This window comes from Sphingomonas sp. SFZ2018-12, from assembly GCF_022496715.1.
Classification (GTDB): domain Bacteria; phylum Pseudomonadota; class Alphaproteobacteria; order Sphingomonadales; family Sphingomonadaceae; genus Sphingomonas.
Genome location: NZ_WTFM01000002.1, coordinates 592903 through 618621 on the forward strand (window position 1 = coordinate 592903; position 25719 = coordinate 618621).

General features: G+C 65.5%; 20 protein-coding genes and 1 riboswitch. Of the genes, 15 read left to right on the forward strand and 5 right to left on the reverse strand.

Features of this window, described 5'->3' with window-relative positions; translation table 11 throughout:
• Positions 1-22 precede the first annotated feature (22 nt).
• The 8 genes from GO308_RS11870 to GO308_RS11905 all read left to right on the forward strand — a co-directional run bounded on the left by GO308_RS11870 (position 23) and on the right by GO308_RS11905 (position 9722).
• Complete coding sequence (locus GO308_RS11870; RefSeq protein WP_240885577.1) at positions 23-2506, forward strand: S8 family peptidase; 2484 nt, start codon at positions 23-25, stop codon at positions 2504-2506.
• A gap of 308 nt (positions 2507-2814) precedes the next feature.
• Positions 2815-3621 carry a sterol desaturase family protein gene (locus GO308_RS11875; protein ID WP_240885578.1) on the forward strand — a complete coding sequence of 269 codons (807 nt, stop codon included), beginning with the start codon at positions 2815-2817 and terminating at the stop codon, positions 3619-3621.
• Positions 3578-3982 (forward strand): DUF2141 domain-containing protein, encoded by a 405-nt coding sequence (locus GO308_RS11880; RefSeq protein ID WP_066481017.1) that lies wholly within the window; start codon positions 3578-3580, stop codon positions 3980-3982. The genes GO308_RS11875 and GO308_RS11880 overlap by 44 nt, the downstream gene beginning before the upstream one ends.
• 123 nt (positions 3983-4105) lie before the next feature.
• Positions 4106-4951, forward strand: coding sequence for a MipA/OmpV family protein (locus GO308_RS11885; RefSeq protein WP_240885579.1), 846 nt, complete (start codon positions 4106-4108; stop codon positions 4949-4951).
• 26 nt (positions 4952-4977) lie between these two features.
• Positions 4978-5478 (forward strand): hypothetical protein, encoded by a 501-nt coding sequence (locus tag GO308_RS11890; RefSeq protein WP_066481020.1) that lies wholly within the window; start codon positions 4978-4980, stop codon positions 5476-5478.
• 36 nt (positions 5479-5514) lie between these two features.
• Positions 5515-5624: riboswitch (TPP riboswitch) on the forward strand.
• A gap of 35 nt (positions 5625-5659) precedes the next feature.
• The gene (gene thiC, locus GO308_RS11895) at positions 5660-7669 is read left to right on the forward strand and encodes a phosphomethylpyrimidine synthase ThiC (RefSeq protein WP_240885580.1); all 2010 of its coding nucleotides are present in this window, start codon (positions 5660-5662) and stop codon (positions 7667-7669) included.
• 90 nt (positions 7670-7759) lie between these two features.
• Complete coding sequence (locus GO308_RS11900) at positions 7760-8410, forward strand: hypothetical protein (protein WP_240885581.1); 651 nt, start codon at positions 7760-7762, stop codon at positions 8408-8410.
• Positions 8411-8558: 148 nt separating this feature from the next.
• Positions 8559-9722, forward strand: coding sequence for a hypothetical protein (locus tag GO308_RS11905; RefSeq protein ID WP_240885582.1), 1164 nt, complete (start codon positions 8559-8561; stop codon positions 9720-9722).
• A 41-nt stretch (positions 9723-9763) separates the two neighbouring features.
• Here the strand turns inward: GO308_RS11905 and GO308_RS11910 are convergent, their stop codons facing one another.
• Both GO308_RS11910 and GO308_RS11915 read right to left on the reverse strand, forming a co-directional pair.
• Positions 9764-10003: a hypothetical protein gene (locus GO308_RS11910; protein WP_240885583.1), complete on the reverse strand. Its 240-nt coding sequence runs from the start codon at positions 10001-10003 to the stop codon at positions 9764-9766.
• Positions 10004-10146: 143 nt separating this feature from the next.
• Positions 10147-10410 (reverse strand): type II toxin-antitoxin system ParD family antitoxin, encoded by a 264-nt coding sequence (locus GO308_RS11915; RefSeq protein WP_240885584.1) that lies wholly within the window; start codon positions 10408-10410, stop codon positions 10147-10149.
• A gap of 137 nt (positions 10411-10547) precedes the next feature.
• Here GO308_RS11915 and GO308_RS11920 point away from each other — a divergent pair, with 137 nt between their 5' ends.
• Positions 10548-11459, forward strand: coding sequence for a hypothetical protein (locus GO308_RS11920; protein ID WP_240885585.1), 912 nt, complete (start codon positions 10548-10550; stop codon positions 11457-11459).
• A gap of 68 nt (positions 11460-11527) precedes the next feature.
• Here the strand turns inward: GO308_RS11920 and GO308_RS18635 are convergent, their stop codons facing one another.
• The 3 genes from GO308_RS18635 to GO308_RS11930 form a co-directional block, all read right to left on the reverse strand.
• Positions 11528-11656, reverse strand: a complete 129-nt coding sequence (locus tag GO308_RS18635; protein WP_276616525.1) for a hypothetical protein — start codon at positions 11654-11656, stop codon at positions 11528-11530.
• Between the two features lie 99 nt (positions 11657-11755).
• Positions 11756-13291 carry an MFS transporter gene (locus GO308_RS11925; RefSeq protein WP_066480646.1) on the reverse strand — a complete coding sequence of 512 codons (1536 nt, stop codon included), beginning with the start codon at positions 13289-13291 and terminating at the stop codon, positions 11756-11758.
• A 107-nt stretch (positions 13292-13398) separates the two neighbouring features.
• Entirely contained in the window at positions 13399-14463 is a 1065-nt protein-coding gene (locus GO308_RS11930) for a LacI family DNA-binding transcriptional regulator (protein WP_231726093.1), read from the reverse strand.
• Between the two features lie 300 nt (positions 14464-14763).
• On the opposite strand from GO308_RS11930, the gene GO308_RS11935 reads away from it, so the two are divergent.
• The 6 genes from GO308_RS11935 (at position 14764) to GO308_RS11960 (ending at position 25718) form a co-directional block, all read left to right on the forward strand.
• A complete protein-coding gene (locus GO308_RS11935; protein ID WP_240885586.1) occupies positions 14764-17673 on the forward strand; it encodes a TonB-dependent receptor in 2910 nt (969 codons plus the stop codon).
• Between the two features lie 66 nt (positions 17674-17739).
• The gene (locus GO308_RS11940) at positions 17740-19281 is read left to right on the forward strand and encodes a tryptophan halogenase family protein (protein ID WP_240885587.1); all 1542 of its coding nucleotides are present in this window, start codon (positions 17740-17742) and stop codon (positions 19279-19281) included.
• Positions 19278-21080: an alpha-amylase family glycosyl hydrolase gene (locus GO308_RS11945; protein WP_240885588.1), complete on the forward strand. Its 1803-nt coding sequence runs from the start codon at positions 19278-19280 to the stop codon at positions 21078-21080. The genes GO308_RS11940 and GO308_RS11945 overlap by 4 nt, the downstream gene beginning before the upstream one ends.
• Before the next feature lie 5 nt (positions 21081-21085).
• Positions 21086-22708: an alpha-amylase family glycosyl hydrolase gene (locus GO308_RS11950; RefSeq protein WP_240885820.1), complete on the forward strand. Its 1623-nt coding sequence runs from the start codon at positions 21086-21088 to the stop codon at positions 22706-22708.
• Between the two features lie 41 nt (positions 22709-22749).
• Complete coding sequence (locus tag GO308_RS11955) at positions 22750-24792, forward strand: glycoside hydrolase family 97 protein (RefSeq protein ID WP_240885589.1); 2043 nt, start codon at positions 22750-22752, stop codon at positions 24790-24792.
• Positions 24789-25718 carry an alpha/beta hydrolase-fold protein gene (locus GO308_RS11960; protein WP_240885590.1) on the forward strand — a complete coding sequence of 310 codons (930 nt, stop codon included), beginning with the start codon at positions 24789-24791 and terminating at the stop codon, positions 25716-25718. The genes GO308_RS11955 and GO308_RS11960 overlap by 4 nt, the downstream gene beginning before the upstream one ends.
• Position 25719 lies beyond the last annotated feature (1 nt).

A 25719-nucleotide genomic window follows, 5' to 3' on the forward strand; every position in this document is an offset into this window, starting at 1 on the left:
TATCTGCGCTCCCTGGGGGACTATGCCGAGCGGTTATAAGCGTCAGCATCTTCGCATCGATCATCTCGCTGAACTGAAGCCTTATAAGCGGCCCAATCGCGTCGTGCCGACGTCGAGCCGTGGGAACGAGACCGAGCAGCACGCGGAAGCGCTCAAGAAAGAGCTGGCTAGCGCCTGGGCCGAGTCAAACGATCTTCTTGAAGCGCGCGATGGCAAAATCCTCGGGACACCCGGGCGCTACCTTGATTTCGAGACCCTACCGGACGCGCCGCTACCTGATCTTGCTTGGTCGAGTAAAGGAATCAGGCTCGCGAGCGCCAGCCGCGCGCCAAGTGGAAAGGTTGAGGGAACACTGTTCGTACCCGACGCTTCGCAAGGATATCTCACCCAGAAGCTCGACGAGTATAAGGTTAATCGCGGCAAGAATGGCGATCCTTCCCATGCTGCACGCTTCGCCTCGATCGAGCATTTTCGCGCGGCAAGGTTGGAATCGCTCTGGGTCGATAGCCGCCCCATACCCGATGCGGATCAAGTTAGCTGGTGGGAATGCTGGTGCTGGCCTGACCGGATCGCCCATCTTGAAACCAAGGCAGCGGCTGAAAATATTCTGATCGGTGAAGGCCGGTTGCGCTTTGTCGAGCGCCAGGTGATTTTCTTGCACACTGATCGCGCGACCATGGCGCGCATGATCGCCAGCACCGATGCAGTGGCCGAATTGCGGTTGGGTCGGGACGACGCCTATTTCTTCACAAACAACAAGGCGCGGGACGACCAGCATGGCTGGATCGCCGATGCGGCTAATCGCATAGCGCTCGCTGAGAACCGCGACGCGGTTGCGGTCTGTCTGCTGGATACCGGCATCAACCGCGCTCACCCGCTGCTTGCCCCAGTCCTCGCCGGCGACGATCTTCACACGATCAATCCCGACTGGGGCGTCGCGGATCATCATGGTCATGGTAGTGAGATGTCGGGCCTTGCCCTGTATGGGGACCTCGTCACAAGCTTCGCATCGACTACACCACTCAATCTCTCCTACGTGCTCGAAGGCGTAAAGCTGCTGCCGCCGCCGGGCTTCGTCCCGACCCAGCCGCAAAGCTATGGTCTTGCAACCCGACAGGCGATCCTGCGCCCGGAAATCGCCAAACCTTTGCGCGAGCGGGTCTTCTGCATGGCAGTCACCCAAAGCCACGTGTTTGGTCCGAAGGCGACGAGCTGGAGCGCTGCGCTCGACATGTCAGCATTTGGGGGCGATGATCTTGAGGATCTGCGCGAGCGGCTGATCTGCGTTTCGGCGGGGAACCTTCCAGACGGCCTGAAGCATGACGCACTTGAGGACTGGGATAGCTACGAGATAGAGGATCCCGCCCATGCCTGGAATGTCCTAACGGTCGGGGGTTATACCCAGAAGGGGCCGATCACCGATCACGGCATGACGCACTGGCCGTGCGCGGCAACGCTGGGATCGCTCAGTCCGTATAGCCGGGTATCGGCCGCCTGGGCACGCGGCGTATCGCCGATTAAGCCAGAACTAGTCCTAGAAGCGGGCAACAAGGGCGTCGATTCTGCCGACCTAAGCATGGTCAGCGGGATCGACTCGCTTTCACTGTTAACGACCAGTTGGGATCCCCTTGGCCAGCCGCTGACCTTGTCTTGGGCAACCAGCGCGGCAACGGCGCAATTATCAGGCATGGCTGCGGCCGTCCTCGCCGACGATCCCGAACTCTGGCCCGAAACCGTGCGCGCGCTTCTTGTGCACGGGGCGCGCTGGACGCCGCAGATGGATCAACAGTTGCTCGGTACCAACCAAAAATCCGAGCGCCTGCTAATGCTCCGGCGTTTCGGCTACGGCGTACCAGACTTGGCGCGCACCTTGCGATCCGCATCCAATTCGCTCGCCTTGGTCGCTCAACAGAAACTCCAGCCTTTCATCCGCGAGAAGGGCAAAGCTACTCGCGTCAATCACTCACACTTCTACGCCCTGCCGTGGCCTTTGCAGACGCTGCTCGATCTGGGCGAGCATCAGGTTCGTTTGCGCGTCACCCTCTCCTATTTCATCGAGCCCAATCCCAGTGCCGACGCACCGCTGTCGCCAGCACGCTATCGTTCCGCGGGTCTACGCTTTGACCTGCGTCGAACCGGCGAGAACCAAGCGCAATTCGAGGCTCGGATTAATCAGCTCGCCGCTGTAGCGGACGACGATGGTGCCGATCTCGGTCCAGCAACAGATCCTGGCCGACTTCTCGGGGAAAAGTCAGTGTCTGCCGGGTCCCTGCACGTCGATGAATGGCGGTGCAACGCCGCCGATCTGGCCGACCGAGCGAGTATAGCGATCTTCCCGGTGGGCGGCTGGTGGAAGAGCACTAGCGACAAGAAACGCAACAATGCCACGATGCGCTATGCCCTCGTCGTCACCATAGATGCCGGTGATATCGAACAGGATCTCTGGGTCGAAGCGGCTATCTCAGCCGGTGTAGAAATCCCAGCCGAAGTGGAAATCGATAGCTAAGATTTTTTAGATGGCACTGTGTCATGTAAGTAGCTGATCGTTGTCGCCAACTTCCATTGTTTGAGTCGACTGTCGCTATCTGGCGCGGTACAGCTTCCTGAAGTCTGCTGCGCTTGAGTGCGCGCCTAGACTTGTCGCATTGGAACGGCATGACCGCAACCAACGCGGGCATCTGTCCGGCGGGTTAATCAATGGCAGGTTTCGGGATCGCTGACCGGCTAGCCAAAGACCGATATTAGGGCGCATAGCTGCCCCCCACCCCAACGACCATCTTCACCCGCACCCCCAAACCCCCTACACCCGCCCGCGTGACCCTCGCGCTTGCCATCCTCCTCTCCGCGCTCGCCATGACGGCGATCGTCGGCGTGCGCTATCTGCTGGCCAGCGGGGCGTTTGCGCTGGCGACGCGGTGGCGGCATCCGGGGCTTTATGCCGGGCTCGACCGCCAGATCGTGCGCGAGGTGAAGTGGTCGCTGGCCAGCGCGGCGATCTACGGCGTGCCCGCGGGCATCGTCGCCTGGGGGTGGCGCAATCTGGGCTGGACGCGGATCTACACCGACGTCGCCGACTATCCGCTCTGGTACGTGCCGCTGTCGGTGCTGCTCTATCTGTTCGCGCACGACACCTGGTTCTACTGGACGCACCGCTGGATGCACCGGCCGCGCCTGTTCCGCATCGCCCATGCCGTCCATCATGCCAGCCGGCCGCCGACCGCCTGGGCGGCGATGGCGTTCCACCCGATCGAAGCGTTAACCGGTGCTGTGGTAATCCCGCTACTGGTCTTCGTCATTCCGATCCACGTCGCCGCGCTCGGCCTTGTTCTTGCGGTGATGACCGTTATGGGTGTGACCAACCATATGGGGTGGGAGGTTTTCCCTGCGTTCATGTGGCGGGGGCCATTGGGGGCGTGGCTGATCACCGCAAGCCATCATCAACGGCATCACGAACGCTATGGGTGTAATTATGGGCTATATTTCCGCTTCTGGGACCGCGTCTGCCGCACCGATGACGGGATCGGCGGCTTCGGACGCCGGCCCGGTTCAGCGGTTTCTGCGCCGGCTGGGCGCGGCGATGCTCATCGTCGGGCTGCTGCCCGGGGCGGTGCCGACGGGTGAGGTCGACGTGACGCTGACCAGCGTGCGCTCGGCCCGGGGGCTGATCCGCGTCTGCCTGACCGCCGATCCCGACAATTTTCCCGGCTGCGTCGACGACAGCCACGCCGTCACCCGCACCGTGCCCGCGCATGTCCGCGACGTCCGCTTCGACGGGCTCGCGCCCGGCCGTTATGCGATCGCGGTGATCCACGACGAAAACAGCAACGCCCGGCTCGACACCTTTGCCGGCATCCCGCGCGAAGGGTTCGGCTTCTCGCGCAATCCGCGCATCGGCTTCGGCCCGCCGCGCTTCGCTGCCGCCGGCTTCGACCTCGACGGCAATGCCTCGGCCCAGACCGTGCGTATCCGCTACTTGCTTTAATCTTCGGCGCCGCCTGACGCGCGCGGGAGCAATCTGTTACGTCCGGCGTTCAGCGTCGTGCCTCCGTGCTGTCGAGGCGTCTTTTTGAACCCGGAGGCCACCCGCTTGTCCCGATCGCGCGCCATGCTTGCCCTGTCCGCCGCGCCGCTTGCCGCGCTGCTGCTCGCCGCCGCCCCTGCCCGCGCGCAGGAAGCGGTTCCCGACTTCGATCCCGCCGCCGATCGCCTGACGCTCGGCACCGGGGTGCTCACCGTGCCCAGCTACGAAGGGTCGGACAACAACATCATCATCCCCGAATTCGCCATCCGGGGCCAGGTCGCGGGCTTTTCCTTCTTCTCGCGCGGGCCGGCGCTCTATGCCGACGTCATCCGCGATGCGGGGCGCGACGACGGGATCGACATCGGCTTCGGCCCGGTGCTCGGCGTCCGGCTCGACCGCGCGCTCAAGATCCACGATACCCAGGTCGAGGCGCTGGGCAAGCTCGACGTCGCGATCGAACCCGGCGGCTGGGTCGGGGTGAGCAAGACCGGGGTGATCACCAGCGATTACGACTTCATCACCGCGCGCGTCTCCGCGGTCGCCGATGTCGCGGGCGCGCATGACAGCTATGTCGTCACTCCGACGATCGAATACGGCACGCCCCTGTCGACGCGGACCTTTGTCGGGCTGTCGGTGCTCGCCGAATATGTCGGCAAGGGCTATGGCAACTATTATTTCGACGTCAGCGCCGCGGGCAGCGCGGCGAGCGGGCTCAGCCCCTATGCCGGCGCGGGCAGCGGCTTCAAGCGCGCGGGCGTCAACCTGCTCGTCACCCAGTCGATCACCGGCGACCTGACCCGCGGCCTCAGCGTCATCGGCCTGCTCGGCTATTACGAGCTGCTCGGCGAGTTCAAACGCTCGCCGATCGTGGCGGAGGCCGGCGACGCCAGCCAGCTGATCGCCGGGGTCGGGCTGGCCTATTCCTTCTGACGCGCGGCTGATATGGGGCGGGGGTCATGGCCCGCCGTCCCGCCAGTATCCGCACCCCGCTCCGCGCGTTTCAGGCGATGCGCGGCGACGACTGCACCGACGCCTTCGTCGCCGATCTCGACTATCTCGAGGGGCGCGACCTCGACCTGTCGGTGCGGCTGGGCGCGATGCTCGCCTTCAACGCGCTGATGATCACCATCGGCACGCATCCGATCAGCGCCTCGCCCGGCGCGCCGCTCAGCCTCGATGCCGCGCGCCAGCCGTTGGAGACGATCGCCAGCCTGGCCGGCCTCGTGCCGCTCGTCGTGTCCTGCGTGTTCGTGCTGCGCGCGCTGTTGATCGGCGAGGAAGCGGACGGCGACGGGCTGGCGGGCGACGCGCTGCGCCAGCGGATGCTCGCCGCCTTCGTCCGTTCGATCGACGCGCAGGCGCTGCTGCTCGGCCGCGCGGTCAGGTGGACGATTGCGGGCGGCGCGCTGACCCTGATCGTCTGGGCGTGGATCCTCGCGGACAAGATGCTGGGCTGACCCCTTACGCGCGCGCCTGCGCTCTGCTAGGCTCGCGCCATCCCCGGGGGAGCGCCGCATTCCGCGCTTGAGAGGATGGCAGGAGCCATCGACCCGCTGAACCTGATCCGGCTGATACCGGCGTAGGGAGTGGGCGGCTTTCCCCCGGAAATCCGTGCTCTCCCCGCCTGAGGAGAGTAACATGGCAGACATCCCCGCGCGCACCGAACTCAAGGTCACCACCGGCCCGATCCGCGGCAGCCGCAAGGTCCATGTCGCGGCCCCCCAGAATCCGGCGGTGCGCGTCGCCATGCGCGAGATCCATCTCGAGCCCAGCTCCGGCGAGCCGCCGCTGCGTGTCTACGACACCTCCGGCCCCTATACCGACCCCAACGCGCGCATCGACATCATGGCCGGCCTGCCCGAGCTGCGTAGCGCCTGGATCCGCGCCCGCAACGATGTCGAGGAAGTGACCCAGCGCGAGGTCCGCCCCGAGGACAACGGCCAGCTCGGCCCCGACCGCTCCGGCGGGGTCCAGCCCTTTCCCAATGTCCGCAAGCGCGTGCTCCGCGCCCGCCCCGGCATGAACGTCAGCCAGATGCACTATGCGCGGCGCGGCATCATCACGCCCGAGATGGAATATGTCGCCACCCGCGAAAATCTTGGCCGCGAGATGCTCAAGGAGTATGTCCGCGACGGCGAGAGCTTCGGCGCAGCCATCCCCGACTATGTCACCCCCGAATTCGTCCGTGACGAAGTCGCGCGCGGCCGCGCCATCATCCCCAGCAACATCAACCACCCCGAAACCGAGCCGATGGCGATCGGCCGCAATTTCCTGGTCAAGATCAATGCCAATATCGGCAACTCCGCCGTCGCCAGCGACGTCGCGCAGGAAGTCGACAAGCTCGTCTGGTCGATCCGCTGGGGTGCCGACACGGTCATGGATCTGTCGACCGGCCGCAACATCCACGACACCCGCGAATGGATCCTGCGCAACTCCCCCGTCCCGATCGGCACCGTCCCCATCTATCAGGCGCTGGAGAAAGTCGGCGGCATTGCCGAGGAACTGACCTGGGACATTTTCCGCGACACGCTCATTGAACAGGCCGAACAGGGCGTGGATTACTTCACCATCCATGCCGGCGTCCGCCTGCCCTATATCCCGCTGACCGCGAAGCGCGTGACCGGCATCGTCTCACGCGGCGGCAGCATCATGGCGAAATGGTGCCTGGCGCATCACAAGGAAAGCTTCCTCTACGAACATTTTGACGAGATCACCGAGATCATGAAGGCCTATGACATCGCCTATTCGCTCGGCGACGGCCTCCGCCCCGGATCGATCGCGGATGCCAATGACGAAGCCCAGTTCGCCGAGCTCTACACGCTGGGCGAGCTGACCAGGCGCGCCTGGGCACAGGATGTCCAGGTGATGATCGAGGGCCCCGGCCATGTGCCGATGCACAAGATCAAGGAGAATATGGACAAGCAGCTCGCCGCCTGCGGCGAAGCGCCCTTCTATACGCTGGGGCCCCTCACCACCGACATCGCGCCGGGCTATGACCATATCACCAGTGGCATCGGGGCGGCGATGATCGGCTGGTACGGCACGGCGATGCTTTGCTACGTCACGCCCAAGGAGCATCTGGGCCTGCCCGACCGCAACGACGTAAAGGTCGGCGTCGTCACCTACAAGCTCGCCGCCCACGCCGCCGATCTCGCCAAGGGTCACCCCGCCGCCAAGCTCCGCGACGACGCATTGAGCCGCGCCCGCTTCGAGTTCCGCTGGCGCGACCAGTTCAACCTGTCGCTCGATCCCGACACCGCCGAACAATATCACGACCAGACCCTCCCGGCCGAAGGCGCCAAGACTGCGCATTTCTGCAGCATGTGCGGCCCCAAATTCTGCTCGATGAAGATCACGCAGGAGGTGCGGGATTTCGCGGCCAAACAAAATCAGGAGGCAGATGCCTTCATCGCCGCCAATTCCTCCCCATCCACGATGGGGAGGGGGACCATCGGCGAAGCCGATGGTGGAGGGGCAGATACCGTAACCTCCCTCTCCCCTTCAGGGGAGAGGGGCCCCGCCGCGAGCAACACCCCCGACACCCTCACCCCCGAACAAGCCGAAGCCGGCATGGCCGAAATGAGCCGCGTCTACGACGCGATGGGCCGCGAGCTGTATCTGGGCGCAGGGGACCGGGAGCGGGATTGAGCGAAGGTCAATTGCTGAGCGTGCCAAGCGGCAATTTCTGCTAAGGTCGAGCGGATCAGTGGCGAGTGTGGCTGATTGAAAGGGCAATGAGTGGCGAAGCGGAAAACCCCACGGATCGGATTTGTCGAATGGGTCGATAACGCCACGCCCGGTTGCAGCTCAGCGTTACCGCTTGCCCATGTTACCAAGGGAATAATCGCCCACGACATTATGGCGACGGGCCGGATTGAACCCAATGATTGTCAGGTTTTCAAATCTCCCCTCGCTTATTTTTTCTACGGCAGGCCTGCCTATCGATTTTCAGCGGGGTCTTCGATCAAACTTGAAGCGTCGTGCCCATTTTGTTTTTTGTTCGACGGCAAGCTACTTGCCCGCGCCAAGAGGATCTTTCCGTTCGATACTGGTGCGTTTGCAGCTAGAATGTACAATCATGTCTTGGACGAAGATTTCGCTGTCGAGGATTTCAGCCTCGGTGCAGATCCGAGTCGCGCGGAAAAGCTGATTGCTGCCACCTATCTTTCTAGAGAAGGATACGTGGTCGGCGACAGGCGGCAAGTTCGGGCGGTGGAGGACGCTACGAAGGCCTATGATCTAGAGGCCCGAGCCTACATGGAGCTTATAAAGTCACCAGGACGAAACGAACCCGACGATCGAATCGGCACGATCGAGGTCCAGTTCGGAGATCCGGTCCCTTGGCCGGCAGCGTGCTCGCGATTGTCGCTCCGCACACCCATTGGCTGAATGGTGACCGAAGCCCGCTGCTAGAGAAAATGGAGGTGGAGGGGGCAGACATTCTGACTTACGAGTTCATCCCGGGCCGGCCAATGGAGCATTATCATGCTCTTCTTGAGGCTATAGTTCGGAATTACTGCAAAACGAAAAATCTGATATGAATAAAATTCCGGTATATAAATGCATTGGATGTATTCCGCAATCGCGTCGCCAAGTCGGCTTTTATCTACCTGTATTCACAAATATTAGCTTACCTGGCGTATTTATTCAGAATACTGATCTTGTCGAATTAAAGATCAGCGAGTTTTTAAAGATAGAGGACGACCTGTCAGAGTTAATAGATCTTACCGGAGAATTTACAGCAAATGTTGGAAGTGACCAAATATTTGTCTTCTACGATGGAAGTCGCTTCAACGTTGGTACATTATTTGAGATCTCGGGTGCCGTGAACAAATGTCGGGCGTCTGGGATGGCGCCTGCGCTGGAATTAGAGTGGGCGGAACTTTACGGGCTGGCCGACCAGAAGCGCAGGGGTAGGGAACGCGCAGCTAGCTCTTTATCGAATTCACAAACAAGCGGTGGGCGTGCATTCCTAATCTCTATGTTTCTCAACTCGCTTTGGGCTAATATCACGGCCAACCGGGATCCGTCGACATCGCGCGTTGATCTCGCGCGCCTACATGGCCAGATCATGTTTGACGCTGACCCTACCAGAGACACAATCTTTTCCGATGCGGTTTGGATCCAATTGAAACCGATGTTGCTTCTCGACCGCGATCAACTGCGAGAGCGCGTGTTGAGAGAGTTGCCCGAGGAAGTGCTGAGCGATGCGAACGATCCCGTGCGCGGCTCGGAGCCTGGTGTAAATGTACAGTCCCTGGCCGAAGCTAACATGCGCCTTCGTCGCACGGGTCGGCAGGAAGAGCGCGTCGGCATCATCCTCAACGAACTGATCGAGCGCCCGGCGGTCGGCGAGTTCCTGTTAAGTCAACATCACGATCGAGGCCGGCTTGCCAAGATGGTTTTGGCAAGAGTCAGGGAGAAAATCAATAGTATTCCAAATAGCGGTGCGAAAGAAGTTTTCTTCGCTAGCCTTGTGCCTCTAATGTTTACTAACTCGTTTACATTTAATAGAGGAGAATTACTATTCTACTTGGCCAAACATCTGTGGAAGTATAAACCTATTGCAAATGCGATCCGCAGAAAAATGAGCGAATCCCAAGCCTACAATGTATGGCAAATGCAAAGCTCGATTGAGCGGATTTTAGATCAAAGCACGCTGCCTCCGCTAGCGGACGATTCCGAGCCACGCTTGCTGTAGGGTTATAAGGTTCCGGGGACACAATACGCGAATCTATGGCCCTACTTACGCATATCCTTTGAACTCGGATCGACAATCCGCTGCTTCCCGTCCTTCATCCCGCACCACCCGCCATGCCCCTTAGCATAGGGGCTGACCGGCACGGCATCGCCGTCAACCGTCTCGGCAAGCGTCTGGTGTACCCCCCGGCGGACGCGGCGAGCGTTTTGCTGCTTCCACGGTTTGTCCGTGGCGGCTTTGGTCGTGCCGACAAAGGGTGAATGGCGACGGCTGCGGCTCATGGCTTTGCTTTACAGCCAAAATCGTTCGGTCAAAATATGCTGCTTCGATTGCGTCGAGATAGGCGATTGTCTGCGCTGGCCCATGCTGCGACAATGTGTAGTCAGTGATATCCGCCAGATCGCGCTCGGCGCTGGGGCTTTGTTCAAGCCGCATCGGCCGGGCTGGTCCCGCCCCGCGCCCGCTCGCGCAATTCGGCGAGATAGGCGAAGGAGTCGCGCTCGCTCACGCCCGACGCCAGCCCCTCGTCGATCGCCGCCCTCAGCGCCTCCAGCTTTGCCGCCTCCGCCTCATCCCGGCGGATCAGGTCGCGCACATAGTCGCTGGTGCTGCTGTATCGCCCCTCGGCAACGCGTTGCTCCGCCCAGCTCTTGAGCTTGTCGGGGATCGAGATGTTCATCTGCGCCATGCGCACCTTATACGATTTTGCGCTATCTTTGCCAACGCCCCTGTAGGATGCCCATCCGCCACACCGCGCCCGCAAACCGTCCAACACCCGCCACCCACCCCTGTCCTACCCGCGCCAAATCCGCTTCACCCTGTCGGATGACGCCCGAACCGCACGCCTCCGCCCCGGCCGCTGACCGCGAACACGCCGCCGCCACCCCCGCGCCCGATCCGCTCGCCGAAAGCACCGCGCTCGCCCTCACCGACGCGGACGACGAAGCCGGCGAACCCCTCCTCTACGACCCTGCCGATTATCGCTGGGTGCCCGTCCGCCGCCGCCCGCGCCTCGACGGCTGGACCGAGGAAAAGCAGCGCCGCTTCATCGAAACGCTCGCCGACACCGGCCTGGTTGCGCTGGCCGCCACGGAAGTCGGCATGTCGCGCGCCAGCGCCTATCAGCTGCGCCGTGCCGCCCACGGGGCCGCCTTTGCCCGCGCCTGGGACGCCGCGCGCCACCACGCCGCCGGCCTCATCGAGGACATCGCCTTTGAACGCGCGATCGAGGGGAGCGAGCAGGACGTCTATAATCACCGCGGCGAGGTGGTCGGCACGCGCGTCGTCCACGACAACCGCCTGCTCAAATATCTGCTCAGCCACCTGAAGCCGGAACGCTACGGCACCGCGCGCGCCCCGGCCGCCGCCGCGTCCGCCGCGCCCCCCGCCGAAGCCGCCGCCCCCGCGCTCGCCGACAGCCTGCGCGCGATGGAGCCCGCCTTGCCCGCGCCGGCCGACCAGTTGCTCGATGCCGACACGCTCGCGCACGAACTCAACATTGCCGAGGTTGCCGACGGCGTGCTCCCCCACTTCCTGCGCGAACAGCGGCCGCCCAAGTCGGCGGCGCGCCAGGCGGCGGAGGACGCGGCGGCGATCGAGAAACGCTGCCTCGCCGCGATCGGGAAGTTCAATAGCGGGGAGGACATGACCGACGAGGAATTCGCCGACGCCTGCTATTATCTCGATCCCGCCAGCAACCCGCCACCAAAGCTCCGCCCGCGACGCGGCCGGCGATAGTGTCAAGCCAGTGTCAACTTCCGCGACATGGCCACGCGCCACGCGCCCTCGCCCGGGGGGGGGGGCGTCTAGCCCTTGATGTTCACCATCGCGACCGGCTTGTCCTTGGTCGACAGGTTGGACGCGTTCTGCTTGGGCGGGCCTTCCTTCTTGGGTTTGCGGATTTCGCGATTCGATTTCTTCTGGCTCTTGGCCATGACGGGTTCCAATCGGGGCGACAGGCCCCGCCGCTCCTTTAGCCTGTCACGCCCCCGCCGGCCCCATCAATTCGGCAGCGGCGGGGCAGGGCGCGCGCCTCACGCCGCCGCCACCGCCGCGCCGCCCGTGCCCGGCTGCACCGCCGCCGCTTCCTCGCGCACGCGCAGCATGGCGAGCGCCGCGATGGTCAGCACGCCGGCGGCAAACGCCATCGTCCAGATCGGATCGCCGGGGAAGAACCGCTTCATGATCGATCCCATCACGGTCGCGACCAGCAATTGCGGCACCACGACGAACACGTTGAACAGCCCCATGAAGATGCCCAGCTTTCGCTGCGGCAGGTTCGACGCCAGGATCGCGTACGGCATGGCGAGGATGGAGGCCCAGGCGATGCCGATGCCGACCTCGCTCGCGATCAGCATCTGCGGGTCGCGGAACGCAAAGAAGCTGGCATAGCCCGCCGCGCCGCACAGCAATGCGACGACATGCGTGCGCACCCGCCCGATGCTGCGCGCCAGGACGGGCAGCAGCGTCAGCGCGGCGATCGCCGCCACGCCGTTATAGGTGGCGAACAGCACGTCGACCCAGTTGGCACCCTGCTGATAGGCCGGTGATGATGCGTCGGCGGCGCCATAGAAATACTGCGCGACCACCGGGGTCGTGTTGATCCACATGATGAACAGCGCCGACCAGCTGAAGAACTGGACGACCGCCAGCCGCTTCATGATGTCGGGCATGCCGGAAAAATCGCCGACGATGTGGCTCAGCATGTTCGCCTTGCCCCCGCCGCGCGCCATGCGGATCGCGACCATGCTGGCCAGGCCGTAGCCGGCGAGCAGCCCGCCGGCCAGATACACTTCCTTTTCCAGACCCAGCAGGCCGACCGCCGCGATCACCGCCGCCCCCGCGCCGATCCAGATCAGGCACGAGGTCAGGCTGCGTGCCGCCAGCACGCGCACCGTGTGCTGCGCACCCTCCTCGTCCGCCGCGCCGTCGAACGCGGTCATCTGCGCGGGCGAATATTCGCGCGTCGTCACCACGGTCCAGGTGACCGCCAGGAACAACGCCGCCGCGCCGAACCAGAACGCATAGCGGACCGTGTCGGGAATGCCCCCGGCGGCGGCATGGTTGGACACGCCCCATTGCTCGAGCGCCCAGGGAAAGATCGATCCGATCACCGCGCCCGCGCCGATGAACGCCGTCTGCACCGCATAGCCCGCCGCGTGCTGGTCCTTGCGCAGCATGTCGCCGACGAATGCGCGGAACGGCTCCATCGATACGTTGAGCGACGCGTCCAGCACCCACAGCATGACCGCGGCAAAGATCAGCACCTCGCTCAGCGGCATGACCAGCAGCGACAGCGTCGCCAGGATCGCGCCCGCCAGGAAATAGGGGCGCCTGCGCCCCAGCCGGCCGATCCAGGTGCGGTCGCTCATGTGCCCGATCACCGGCTGGACCAGCAGCCCGGTCAGCGGGGCCGCGACCCACAGCGCGGGCAGGTCGTCCAGGCTGGTGCCCAGCGACTGGAAGATGCGGCTCATATTGGCGTTCTGCAGCGCGAAGCCGATCTGGATGCCGAAAAAGCCGAAGCTGATGTTCCACAGCCCCCAAAAGCCCTGGCGCGGCTTTTCCATCGTTCAGACATCCCTCAATCATGTGTCGGCGGGTGGCTTCTTGCGGCCGTTCCCGTCAGGCTAGGCCGCTTCGACGCCCCGGCAAAGCCGGGCGCGGCGCGGCGGCTTCACGTATTCGTATGCGGGTGCGCGTGGATCTGCGCGCCACAGCTCTGGCGCACGCGCAGCTGCACGGGCAACAGCCGGCCCGGCGGCGTGCCGTCGCGGATGTGGACGATCAGCGCGTCGACCAGCGCCTGGCCCGCCGCGCGGGCGTCCTGCTGCACGGTGGTCAGCGGCGGCGTCGCCTGCGCGGCGGCGGGAATGTCGTCGAAGCCCACGACCGCGACGTCGGCGGGCACCGCGATGCCGCGGGCCTGCAAGGCGTGCATCGCGCCGATCGCGATCAGGTCGCTCGCCGCGACGATGCCGTCGAACGCGACGCCCGCCTCGATCAGCCGCGTCGCGGCGTCATGGCCCGCCTGCTCCAGCGTGATCGCGTCGATCTGCAGCGCCGGGTCGCGCGCGATGCCCGCCGCGGCCAGCGCATCGACATGCCCCAGATAGCGGTCGCGGAACTCGGGATAATGATCGTCGCACGTGCCAATGAACGCGATGCGCCGCCGGCCCTGCGCGATCAGGTGGTCGGTCGCCAGCCTGCCGCCCGCGCGGTTGTCGCAGCCGATGGCGGTGTCGCGATCCCCCGGCTCGGGCGATCCCCAGCGCACGAAATGCGTGCCCGCCGCGACCAGCTGCTCCAGCCGCGGGCGATAGAGCGCATAGTCGCCATAGCCGAGCAGGATGATGCCGTCGGCCTTGCCGCTGTCCTCATATGCCGTGTGCCAGTCGCTGGTCAGCTGCTGGAACGAGATGAGCAGATCATATCCCGCCGCGGCGGCGCTGCGCGTGATCGATCCCAGCATCGACAGGAAGAACGGATTGATCAGCGAATTGTCGGCGGTCGGATCCTCGAAGAACAACAGCGCCAGCGTCTGCGCGCTTTGCAGGCGCAGGTTGGATGCGTTCTTGTCGACCGTGTAGTTCAGCTCGCGCGCGATCTGCTGAATGCGCGCCCGCGTCTCCGGGCTGACCGCCGGGCTGCCCCGCAGCGCGCGCGACACGGTCGGCTGCGACACCCCCGCCAGATAGGCGATGTCGAACGATGTCGGTCGCTGCGACGCCGGGCGAGACACGCGGCTGTTCCTCTCCACCATGACGGGCGCGGTGCTTCTGCGGCTGTCGCCCCGCTCCACTGCTAATGCGGTTGTCGGCGCGGAACAAGTCGCGCACCGCGCGTGGTTGTGGCTCCGGCGCAACACTTGCGCGCTCCGCCGCACCGCAACAGCATACGTATGCCCCCTATTCGTCGGCGGGGTCGTCGAATTATCGAAGCCGACATTCGGCGGACCGCGCGTGGCGGAACCGTCACATCGACAGTTTTCGGGGCCAGGGCGGGACGACAATCGCCCAGCGTCGCTCAAGGGGAGGAATTCATGATCCGTCTTTCGAACACGCTCGACCGCCGTCTGCGCGGCGCGCTCGGCACCAGCGCCACCGCGATCGCCATGGCGCTCGTTTCCGCCACGCCCGCACTGGCCCAGGACGCCGAGCCCGCGCCGCAGGAAGCCGCGCCGGAGGATACCGGCGACGGCGAGGACATGATCGTCATGGGCTATCGCGCCGCGGTCGAAAGCGCGATTTCGGTCAAGCGCGAATCCAGCGGCATCGTCGAAGCCTTCTCGGCCGAAGACATCGGCAAGCTGCCCGACGTGTCGATCGCCGAAACGCTGGGCCGCCTGCCGGGTCTCGCCACCCAGCGCCTCGACGGGCGCAGCCAGGTGCTGTCGATCCGCGGCCTCGGTCCCGACTTCTCGACCACGCTGCTGAACGGCCGCGAACAGGTGTCGTCCAGCGACAACCGCGGCGTCGAATATGACCAGTTCCCTGCCGAGCTGATCAGCAGCGGCGTCGTCTACAAGACGCCGTTCGCGGGCCTGATCGGCCAGGGCCTTGCCGGCTCGGTCGATCTGCGCACCATCCGCCCGCTGGCGGCGGGCAAGCGCGTCATCTCGCTTGCGGGCCGCTATGAGCTCAACGAGCGCGAGCAGCTGAACCCGGATTCGCCGCGCGACGGCTATCGCGGTACCTTCACCTTCGTCGACCAGTTCCTCGACGGTCGCCTGGGCGTCGCATTCGGTGTCGCCTATCAGTCGTCGCCGACCCAGATCCAGACCTTCGAAGCGTGGGGCTTCCCGACCTTCGACTTCAACAACGACAATTTCGGTATCCGCAACACCCGTGGGACCGCCACCACCAGCGACGATACCTTCACCGTGCGTCCCGAATATGCGCCCTATGTCGGCGCCGGGGTGATCGGCGGTGCCAAGCCCTATGTGAAGAGCACCGATCTCGACCGCCTGGGCATCTTCGGCGCGATCGAGTTCGAGCCGCTGGACGGCCTCAACGGCACCCTCGACATCTTCTATTCCGACTATTCGGAAAAGCAGTATCTGCGCGGCATCGAACTGCCGCTCTACTGGGGCGACGCGATCCTCCAGCCCGGCGGCACGGTCGAGGACGGCCTGATCACCAGCGGCACCTATACTGGGCTGAACCCCGTCGTCCGCAACGACTATAACCGCAAGGACACCGAAGCGCTCGCGGTCGGCTGGAACACCAAGTACGAGGACGATCAGTTCCGCGTCGAGCTCGACGTCAGCTATTCGCGTTCCGACCGCGAGGCGGAGGGCATCGAATCCTACAGCGGCCTGAGCTACGGCCGCGGCCTGCCCGAAGACACGCTGACCTTCTCGCGCCAGTCGGGTGGCATCTACCAGTTCGGGACCACGCGCAATTATGCCGACACCAGCCTGATCCGCCTGACCGACCCCCAGGGCTGGGGCGCGGGCAACGACCTGGTCCAGGCCGGTTTCAACAACTCGCCCAACACGCTCGACGAGCTGGCGCAGATCCGTTTCGCGGCGAAGAAGAAGTTCAGCGAGGAAAGCTTCTTCAGCGGCGTGGAAGTCGGCACCAACATCGCCCGTCGCACCAAGGAGCGCGATTTCTTCCAGACGTTCCTGACGCTGCCCGGTGCGACCAACTCGCTCGCCGGCGGGGCCACCCGCACCGCGCCGATCCCCGCGGAGGCGCTGCGCGGCAGCAACACCGGCCTCTACTTCCTCGGCTTTGGCGACCAGGTCACCTATGATCCGCTCTACCTGATCGCCAACGGTTTCTACAACCAGGTCTCGGTCGCGGCATCGTCGTTCAGCGTCCCGCAGGACTGGAAGGTCGACGAGAATGTCTGGACCGGCTGGGTGCGCCTCGACATCGACGGCAATGTCGGCTCGCTGCCGGTGACCGGCAATCTCGGCCTTCAGGTCGTCAATACCGACCAGACCGCAACCGGCGCGCGCATCGTTGGCGGTGCCGGCGGCAGCGCGGGAACGATCAATGCGGTGTTCCTGCCGGTGGTTGACGGTGCGAGCTATGTGAACTGGCTGCCCAGCATCAACCTGAACTTCCAGGTCGCGCCCAACACCCAGGTTCGCGTTGGCGCGGCCCGCACGCTGGCCCGTGCGCGCATGGATCAGCTGAACGCCAGCCTGTCGCCGTCGGTCAACCTGACGCGGCTGACCTCGACCGATCCCAACCAGGCGGCGTTCAGCGCGTCGGGCGGCAATGCACGGCTGCGCCCCTATCTCGCCGACGGCGTCGACATCTCGGTCGAACATTATTTCGGGCGACAGGGCTACATCTCGGTTGCCGGCTTCTACAAGAATCTGCGCGACTTCGTGAACCCGAACGACGCGTTCCTCACCGACTTCTCCTACCTGATTGCCAGCGAACTGACGCCGGCACAGGCGGCGGTGCTGGGGACGCCGATCGGCATCACCTCCGGCCCGACCAATCGCGGCGAGGGCTCGCTGAAGGGTGTGGAAGCGACGCTGTCGCTGCCGCTCGGCCTGCTGACCTCCGCGCTCGAAGGCTTCGGCATCCAGTCGAGCGGCTCCTACACCGACAGCGAAGTGACGTTGGGCGACAATCCGGATGCGATCACCGTGCCCGGCCTGTCGAAGTGGGTGGTCAACTCGACCGTCTATTTCGAACGCTGGGGCTTCGAAGCGCGCGCCAGCCACCGGTATCGCTCGAGCTTCCTCGCGGAAGTCCAGGGCATTTCGGCGACCCGCAACCTGCGCACCGCCCGTGCGGAATCGATCATCGACGCCCAGGTCGGCTATCGCTTCAAGTCGGGCGCGCTCGAGGGGCTGGCGCTCACCATTCAGGGCCTGAACCTGACCGACGAGCCGTTCATCACCTTCCAGAACGACTCGCGTGCGGTGATCACCAACGAGTCCTACGGCCGAACCTTCCTGTTCGGCGCGACGTACAGCTTCTAAGCTCGTGGCGCACGACCGCCGCCGGGCATGGACCGGCGGCGGCGCGTCGCGGGAGAGGAAGAGCCGATGATGCAGTCCGATCAAGGCACGGGCCCGGCGAAGATCCGGGTGGTGATCGTCGGCGGCGGCACGGCGGGGTGGATGACCGCGGCGGCGTTCGGCCGGCTGGCGGGCGCGGCCTGTCAGGTCACGCTGGTCGAATCGGAAGCGATCGGCACCGTCGGGGTGGGCGAGGCGACCATCCCGCAGATCCAGCTGTTCAATGCCGCGCTCGGGCTCGATGAGGCAGAGTTCCTGCGCGAGACGTCGGGCACCATCAAGCTCGGCATCGAGTTCCGCGACTGGCTGCGGCCCGGCCATGCCTATATGCATGGCTTCGGCACGATCGGGCGTGGCCTGGGCCTCACCCCGTTCCATCATTACTGGCTGCGCGCCCGCGCGCTCGGCATCGCCGACGCGTTCGGCGCCTACGGGCTCAACAACGTCGCGGCCTATGCCGGCAGGTTCGCGCGCGTCGATCCGGTGCGGCATGCCCCCGCGCCCGCCATGCCGTACGCCTTTCACTTCGATGCCGCGCGTTATGCCGCCTATCTGCGCGACAAGGCGGAAGCCGCCGGTGTTGCCCGCGTCGAAGGACGCATCATCGGGACGCGGCTGGCCGACAATGGCGACATAGCCGGTGTCACGATCGAGGGCGGGCGCGAGGTGACCGGCGACCTGTTCATCGATTGCTCCGGCTTTCGCGCGCTATTGATCGGCGAGGCGCTGGGTGTCGGCTATGAAGACTGGCGCGACTGGCTGCCGTGCGACCGCGCGCTGGCGGTGCCATCGGAAAATGTCGCGCCGCCCGATCCGTTTACGCGCGCCACCGCGCGCACCGCGGGCTGGCAATGGCGCATCCCGCTCCAGCACCGCACGGGCAACGGCTATGTCTATGCCAGCCGGTTCGTGAGCGACGACGCGGCCGCCGCGACCTTGCTCGCCAATCTGGACGGCCCGGCGCTGGGCGATCCCCGCCCGCTGCGCTTCACGCCGGGCAAGCGCCGGACCTTCTGGCATCGCAACTGCGTCGCGGTCGGGCTGGCCAGCGGCTTTCTCGAGCCGCTCGAATCGACCAGCATCCATCTGGTCCAGACCGCGATCTCGCGCATCCTCGCCTTCCTGCCGGCCGGCGCGATGGCGGAGGCGGATCGCGCCGAATACAACCGGCTGACCCATTTCGAATATGACCATATCCGCGACTTTCTGGTGCTCCACTATCACGCCAATCAGCGGCACGGCGAACCGTTATGGGACCATGTCCGCACGATGGCGCTGCCCGGCGAACTGGTGCGCAAGCTCGACCTGTTCCGTGCCTCGGCGCGTGTGTCGCGGCGCGAGGACGAGCTGTTCGCCGAACCCGGCTGGCTTCAGGTCTTGATCGGCCAGGGCGTGCTGCCCGACGCCTGGCACCCGCTCGCCGACGCATTGACCCCGGGCCAGCTCGCCGATTTCCTGGGCGCGGTCCGCGACATCGCGGCCAATGCGGTGTCGGCGATGCCCAGCCATACGCGCTTCCTCGACGGCATCGCCGCGGCACCGGCCACGCCACTGAAGGTCGCGCGATGATCGCGTTTCGCGCCCTCGCGCTCGCCGCCGGCCTTGCGCTCGTCATGCCCGCCCCCGCCCAGGATCTGCGCCAGCGGCCACCCGAGGACGAGGTGATCTATTTCGTCCTGCCCGATCGCTTCGCCAATGCCGATCCCGCCAACGACACCGGCGGCATCCGTGGCGACCGGCTGCGCCACGGCTTCGATCCGACGCACAAGGGCTTCTATCATGGCGGCGACCTGAAGGGGCTGATCGCGAGGCTCGACTATATCCAGTCGCTGGGCGCCACGGCGATCTGGCTGACGCCGGTGTTCAAGAACAAGGCGGTGCAGGGCGCGCCGGGCGAGGAAACGTCGGGCTATCACGGCTACTGGATCACCGACTTCACGACGGTCGACCCGCATCTCGGCAGCGAGGCCGACTTCAAGGCGCTGGTCGATGCGACGCACGAGCGCGGCATGAAGGTCTATATGGACATCATCGCCAACCATACCGCCGACGTCATCCACAATGTGGAATGCGGCGACCGCGCGTGCGACTATCGCGGCCGCGCCGACTATCCCTACTCGACCGTCGGCGGCGTCGACGGCGCGCCGATCAATCCGGGGTTCGCCGGCGACCGGGTAATGACCGTGGACAATTTCGCGCGGCTGACCAACCCCAACTTCGCCTATACGCCCCGTGTCGCGCCGGGCGAGCGACAGGTGAAGGTGCCCGCCTGGCTCAACGATCCAATCTACTATCACAATCGCGGCAATTCGACCTTTGAGGGCGAAAGCTCGACCATGGGCGATTTTTCCGGCCTCGACGACCTGATGACCGAACATCCCCGCGTCGTGCAGGGGATGATCGACATCTATGCCAGCTGGATCGACCGGTTCGGCGTCGACGGCTTTCGCATCGACACCGCGCGTCACGTCAATCCGGAATTCTGGGCGGCGTTCGCGCCGGCGATGCTGGAACGCGCGAAGGCGCGGGGCATTCCCAATTTCCACATCTTCGGCGAGGCGGCGTACAACGATCTGGAGCCCGGGCTGCTCGCGCGCCATACCATCGTCGACAAGCTGCCGAGCGTGCTCGACTTCGCCTTTTCGACCGCGGTGCGCGAAACCGTTGCCGGCGATCGCGGCACCGAACGTCTGGCGCGCTTGTTCGAGGGTGACGCGCTCTATGCCGGCGGCGAGCCGGCGGCGCTCCGGCTGCCGACCTTCATCGGCAACCACGACCAGGGCCGCTTTTCGACCGCGGTGCGCCAGGGGCATCCCCGCGCCAGCGAGGCGGAGATCGCGGCGCGTGTCCGCCTGGGTCATGCGATGCTGCTGCTGCTGCGCGGCGTGCCGACGATCTATTATGGCGATGAACAGGGCTTTTCGAGCGACGGCAGCGACCAGGACGCGCGCGAGGACATGTTCCCCACCCGCGTCGCCTCCTATCTCGACAACCGGCTGGTCGGCACTGACCGATCGCCCGGCGCCGACCATTTCGCCGATCACCCGCTGCGCGCCGCGATCGCCGAGCTGGCGCGGCTGCGCACTGGCCACGCCGCGCTGCGGCGCGGGCTCCAGCTGACCCGCGCGGCGGGCAAGACGCCCGGCCTGTTCGCGGTCAGCCGCTTCGATCCCGATGACGGCCGCGAATATCTGATCGCCTTCAACACCGCCGCCACACCCTGGTCGGGTCAGGTCGAGGTCGATCCGCGCCGCAGCGGCTTCGCCCCGCTGGGCGGCACCTGCACCGGCGCAACGCTGTCCGCCCCCGGCAGCGTCGCGCTCGCGCTCGCGCCCTTCGCTTATTGTATCCTTGCGTCCGGAAAATGAACTCGATGTCCGCGTTGACCAAACCCCAGCCGTCTCCCGCTCCCGACCATCCGTGGTGGAAGGGCGCGGTGATCTATCAGATCTATCCGCGCAGCTTCGCCGACACCAACGGCGACGGCATCGGCGACCTGCCGGGCATTACCCGGCGGCTCGACCATGTCGCCGAACTGGGCGTCGACGCGATCTGGGTCTCGCCCTTCTTCACCTCGCCGATGCGCGACTTCGGCTATGACGTCGCCGATTTCTGTGGGGTCGACCCGGTGTTCGGCACGCTCGCCGATTTCGACGCGCTGGTCGCGCGCGCCCATGCGCTCGGGCTCAAGGTGCTGATCGACCAGGTCTATTCGCACTCGTCGGACCAGCATCCCTGGTTCCGCGAAAGCCGGTCGAGCCGCACCAATGCCAGGGCCGACTGGTATGTCTGGGCCGATGCCAAGCCCGATGGCAGCCCGCCCAGCAACTGGCAATCGGTGTTCGGCGGTCCCGCCTGGGCGTGGGACGCGCGGCGGGGCCAATATTATCTGCACAATTTCCTGGCCGAACAGCCCGACCTCAACCTGCATAATCCTGAAGTGCAGGACGCGATCCTGGGCGTCACGCGCTTCTGGCTCGACCGCGGGGTCGACGGCTTCCGGCTCGATGCGCTCAACTTCGCGATGCACGACCCCGAGCTGCGCGACAATCCGCCCGCGCCCGACACCGGACGCGTGCGCACCCGTCCGTTCGATTTCCAGTTGAAGCAGTTCAACCAGAGCCATCCCGACATCGTCCGCTTCATCGAACGGCTGCGCGGCGAGATCGACCGCTATAACGGCATCTTCACCATGGCCGAGGTCGGCGGCGACAATTCCGCCAGCGAGATGAAGCTGTTCACCGCGGGCGACCATCGCCTGAACAGCGCCTATGGCTTCGACTTCCTCTATGCACCGCATCTGACGCCGGCGGTGGTGCAGGGTGCGGTCGATGCATGGCCCGACGCGCCGGGCATTGGCTGGCCAAGCTGGGCATTCGAGAATCACGACGCGCCGCGCGGTCTGTCGCGCTGGGCCGCGCCCGAACATGCGCGCGCCTTTTCGCGCGTGAAGATGCTGCTGCTGATGGCGCTGCGCGGCAACGTCATCCTCTATCAGGGCGAGGAACTGGGCCTGACTCAGGTCGACATCCCCTTCGACCAGCTGCAGGATCCCGAAGCGATCGCCAACTGGCCGCACACTTTGTCGCGCGACGGCGCGCGCACGCCGATGCCGTGGGAAAGCCAGGCGCCTGACCTCGCCTTCGGATCGGACAAGCCGTGGCTGCCGCACGGGGTCGATCATGGCGCGCTGGCGGTCGATCGCCAGCGGCGCGACGCCGATTCGCTGCTCAACTGGACGCGCACGCTCATCCGCCTGCGCCGCGACCTGCCGGCGCTCGGCGTGGGTGACCTGACGGTGCGCGTCGCCTCGGATGCGCTGCTCGTGTTCGAGCGCCATCATCCGGGCGCTGCCACCGTCATCTGCGCGTTCAACCTGTCCGCCGAACCGGTGGACTGGACCGCGCCCGCCACGATGATGACGCGCGCCGCGACGGGGGAGCGCGACCGCGCGACGCTCGGGCCCTTTGCGGGCGTCATCGGTACGGTGGGCTGATGCGCCCGCCGACCCGCAGCTTTCAGTCAGGGAGTAGGAAGATGGTTCGTTCGGCACTCGCGATCATGGCTTTGACGATCGCGCCCGCCGCGCTGGCGCAGGGGGCGACACCGGCAGAGCGCGTGACGGTGGCGTCGCCGGACGGACGGATCACCGTCGATGTCGGCGTCGATCCCGACGGCAAGCCCGATTATCGGGTGTTCCGCGACGGCAAGCCGGTCATCGCCGCGTCGCGGCTGGGCTTCACCTTTACCGACGCCGATCCGCTGACCCGCGCAATCCGCGTCACGGGCTCGGAGCAGACGCGCGGCGACGACCGCTGGGAACAGCCCTGGGGCGAGCGGCGCTTCGTTACCAATCGCTTCAACGGCGTGCGGGTCCGCCTTCAGGAAACATCGGCGCTCGCGCGCGTGATGATCGCCGAATTCCGCGTCTTCGACGACGGCGTCGGCTTTCGCATCGACTTTCCCGAGCAGCCTAACCTCAAGACCGCGCGCATCGCGGAGGAGCTGACCGAGTTCGTCGTCGCCCAGCCCGGCAGCGCATGGTGGATCCGCGGCGGCGACTGGAACCGCTACGAATACATCTATCAAAAGACGCCGATCGACGCGGTGTCGGTCGCGCATACGCCGATCACGATGCGGCTGGACGACGGACTGCACCTGTCGTTTCACGAAGCCGCGCTGGTCGACTATTCGGCGATGTGGTTCAAGCGTTTCGAGGGTCAGCGCTTCCGCGCCCAGCTGTCGCCGTCGTCGCAGGGTCCCCGCGTGGTGCGCGCCGCGCCGTTCACGACGCCGTGGCGCACGATCCGCATCGCGGAGGATGCGCCGGGACTCTATGACAACGACCTCGAGCTCAACCTCAACGAACCCAACAAGCTGGGCGATGTCAGCTGGGTCAAGCCGTTCAAATATATCGGCGTGTGGTGGGAAATGCACCTCAACAAATGGACGTGGAGCACGGGCCCGCGCCACGGTGCCACCACCGAGCATGTGAAGGGGCATATCGACTTCGCCGCCAAGCACGGCTTTCGCGGCGTGCTGGTCGAAGGGTGGAACAAGGGCTGGGACGGCCCGTGGTTCGGCGGCAATTCGAGCTTCAGCTTCACCGAACCGACGCCCGATTTCGACCTGAAATGGCTGGCCGACTATGCGCGCAAGAAAGGCGTGCGGCTGATCGGCCATCACGAGACCGGCGGCAACATCACCGATTACGAGGCCCAGCTCGACGCGGCGATGAAGCTTTATGGCGAGCTCGGCGTCGATTCGGTCAAGACCGGCTATGTCGCCGATGCCGGCGGCATCCAGGCGCCGGGACCCGACGGCCGCAACGTGTTTGAATGGCATGACGGCCAGCGCATGGCGCAGCACCATCTGAAGGTCGTCGAGACCGCCGCGAAGTACAAGGTCGCGGTGAACGCGCACGAGCCGATCAAGGATACCGGGCTCAGGCGCACCTATCCCAACTGGGTGGGCCGCGAAGGCGCGCGCGGCATGGAATACAACGCCTGGGCGATCCCGGTGAACCCGGTGGAGCATGAAGCGACGCTGATCTTCACCCGGATGCTGTCGGGGCCGATGGACTTCACCCCCGGCGTGCTGAGCCTGAGCGGGCAGGGCGACCTCAAGCTCAACTCCACGCTCGCCAAGCAGCTGTCGCTCTATCTGACGCTGTATTCGCCGATCCAGATGGCGGCCGACCTGCCCGAAAACCTGGCCAAATATCCGCGCGAGCTGGCTTTCATCTCGAAGGTGCCCGCCGACTGGTCGGAAACCCGGATGCTGTCGGGCGCGATCGGCGAATATGCGGTGATCGCGCGCAAGGACCGCAACAGCGAGGACTGGTATGTCGGCGGCGTCGGCGACGGCACGCGCCGCGACACGCGCGTCGCGCTCGACTTCCTCGCGCCGGGCAAGACCTATACCGCCACCATCTATCGCGACGGCGACGACGCAGATTACCGCACGGAGAAGCGGCATTCGATCGTGATCGAAACGCGCAAGGTCACCGCTGCCGACACGCTGGCACTGACCATGGCCCCGGGCGGCGGCTATGCGGTGCGCTTCGCCGCCGGCAAATGATGCGGCGGCGGGCGGCGCTCGGCGCCCTGCTGGCCGCGGCAGGGTGCGCGCGCGTCCGCCCGCTGACCGCCGCCGCGCCCCGGCTGGATGAATGGACGCTTGATGCGCCCGGCATCGGCCCGCTGCGCGTGTCGATCTGGCGACCCGATGCGACGGGGGCGGACGCCCCGCCGCGCGGCGTCCTTTACATGCACGACGGCCAGAACCTGTTCGATCCGGCGGTCAGCGGCTATGGCAAGGTGTGGCATGTCGATCGCGCGGCCGCGCGGCTGGCGGCGGCGGGGACGATCGATCCGCCGATCATCGTCGGCGTGTGGAACCCGGGCGACGCGCGCTTTCGCACCTATCTGCCGCGCGCTGCCTATGATCGCCTGGCACCCGATGTCCGCGCCGACCTGGGCGTGCGCATCGGCGACGGCCCGGTCCGGTCGGATGCCTATCTCGCCTTCATGGCCGATGTCCTGAAGCCTGCGGTCGACCGCGCCTATCGCACCCGGCCGGGCGTTGCCGATACGCGCGTCATGGGGTCGAGCATGGGCGGGCTGATCTCGCTCTATGCGCTGGTCGAACGCCCCGACATCTTCGGGGCGGCGGGGTGCCTGTCGACGCACTGGCCGATGTTTATCCCGCCCGACGATCGGGCGGCCGCGCCGCATGCCGATGCGGTGACGGCGGCGTGGACGGGCTATCTGCGCGACCGGCTCGGCAAGCCCGCCGGGCGGCGCATCTGGTTCGACCATGGCACCGCGACGCTCGACCGGCTCTACGCGCCCTACCAGGCTGCGGTCGACGCGCTGCTGCCGGCGCTCGGCTGGCGGCCGGCGCGCGATTTTGCCAGCCGCACCTATTCCGGTGCCCCGCATGAGGAGAATGCGTGGGCGGCGCGCGTCGCCGATCCGCTCGCCTGGCTGTTCGCCGTCGCCTGAG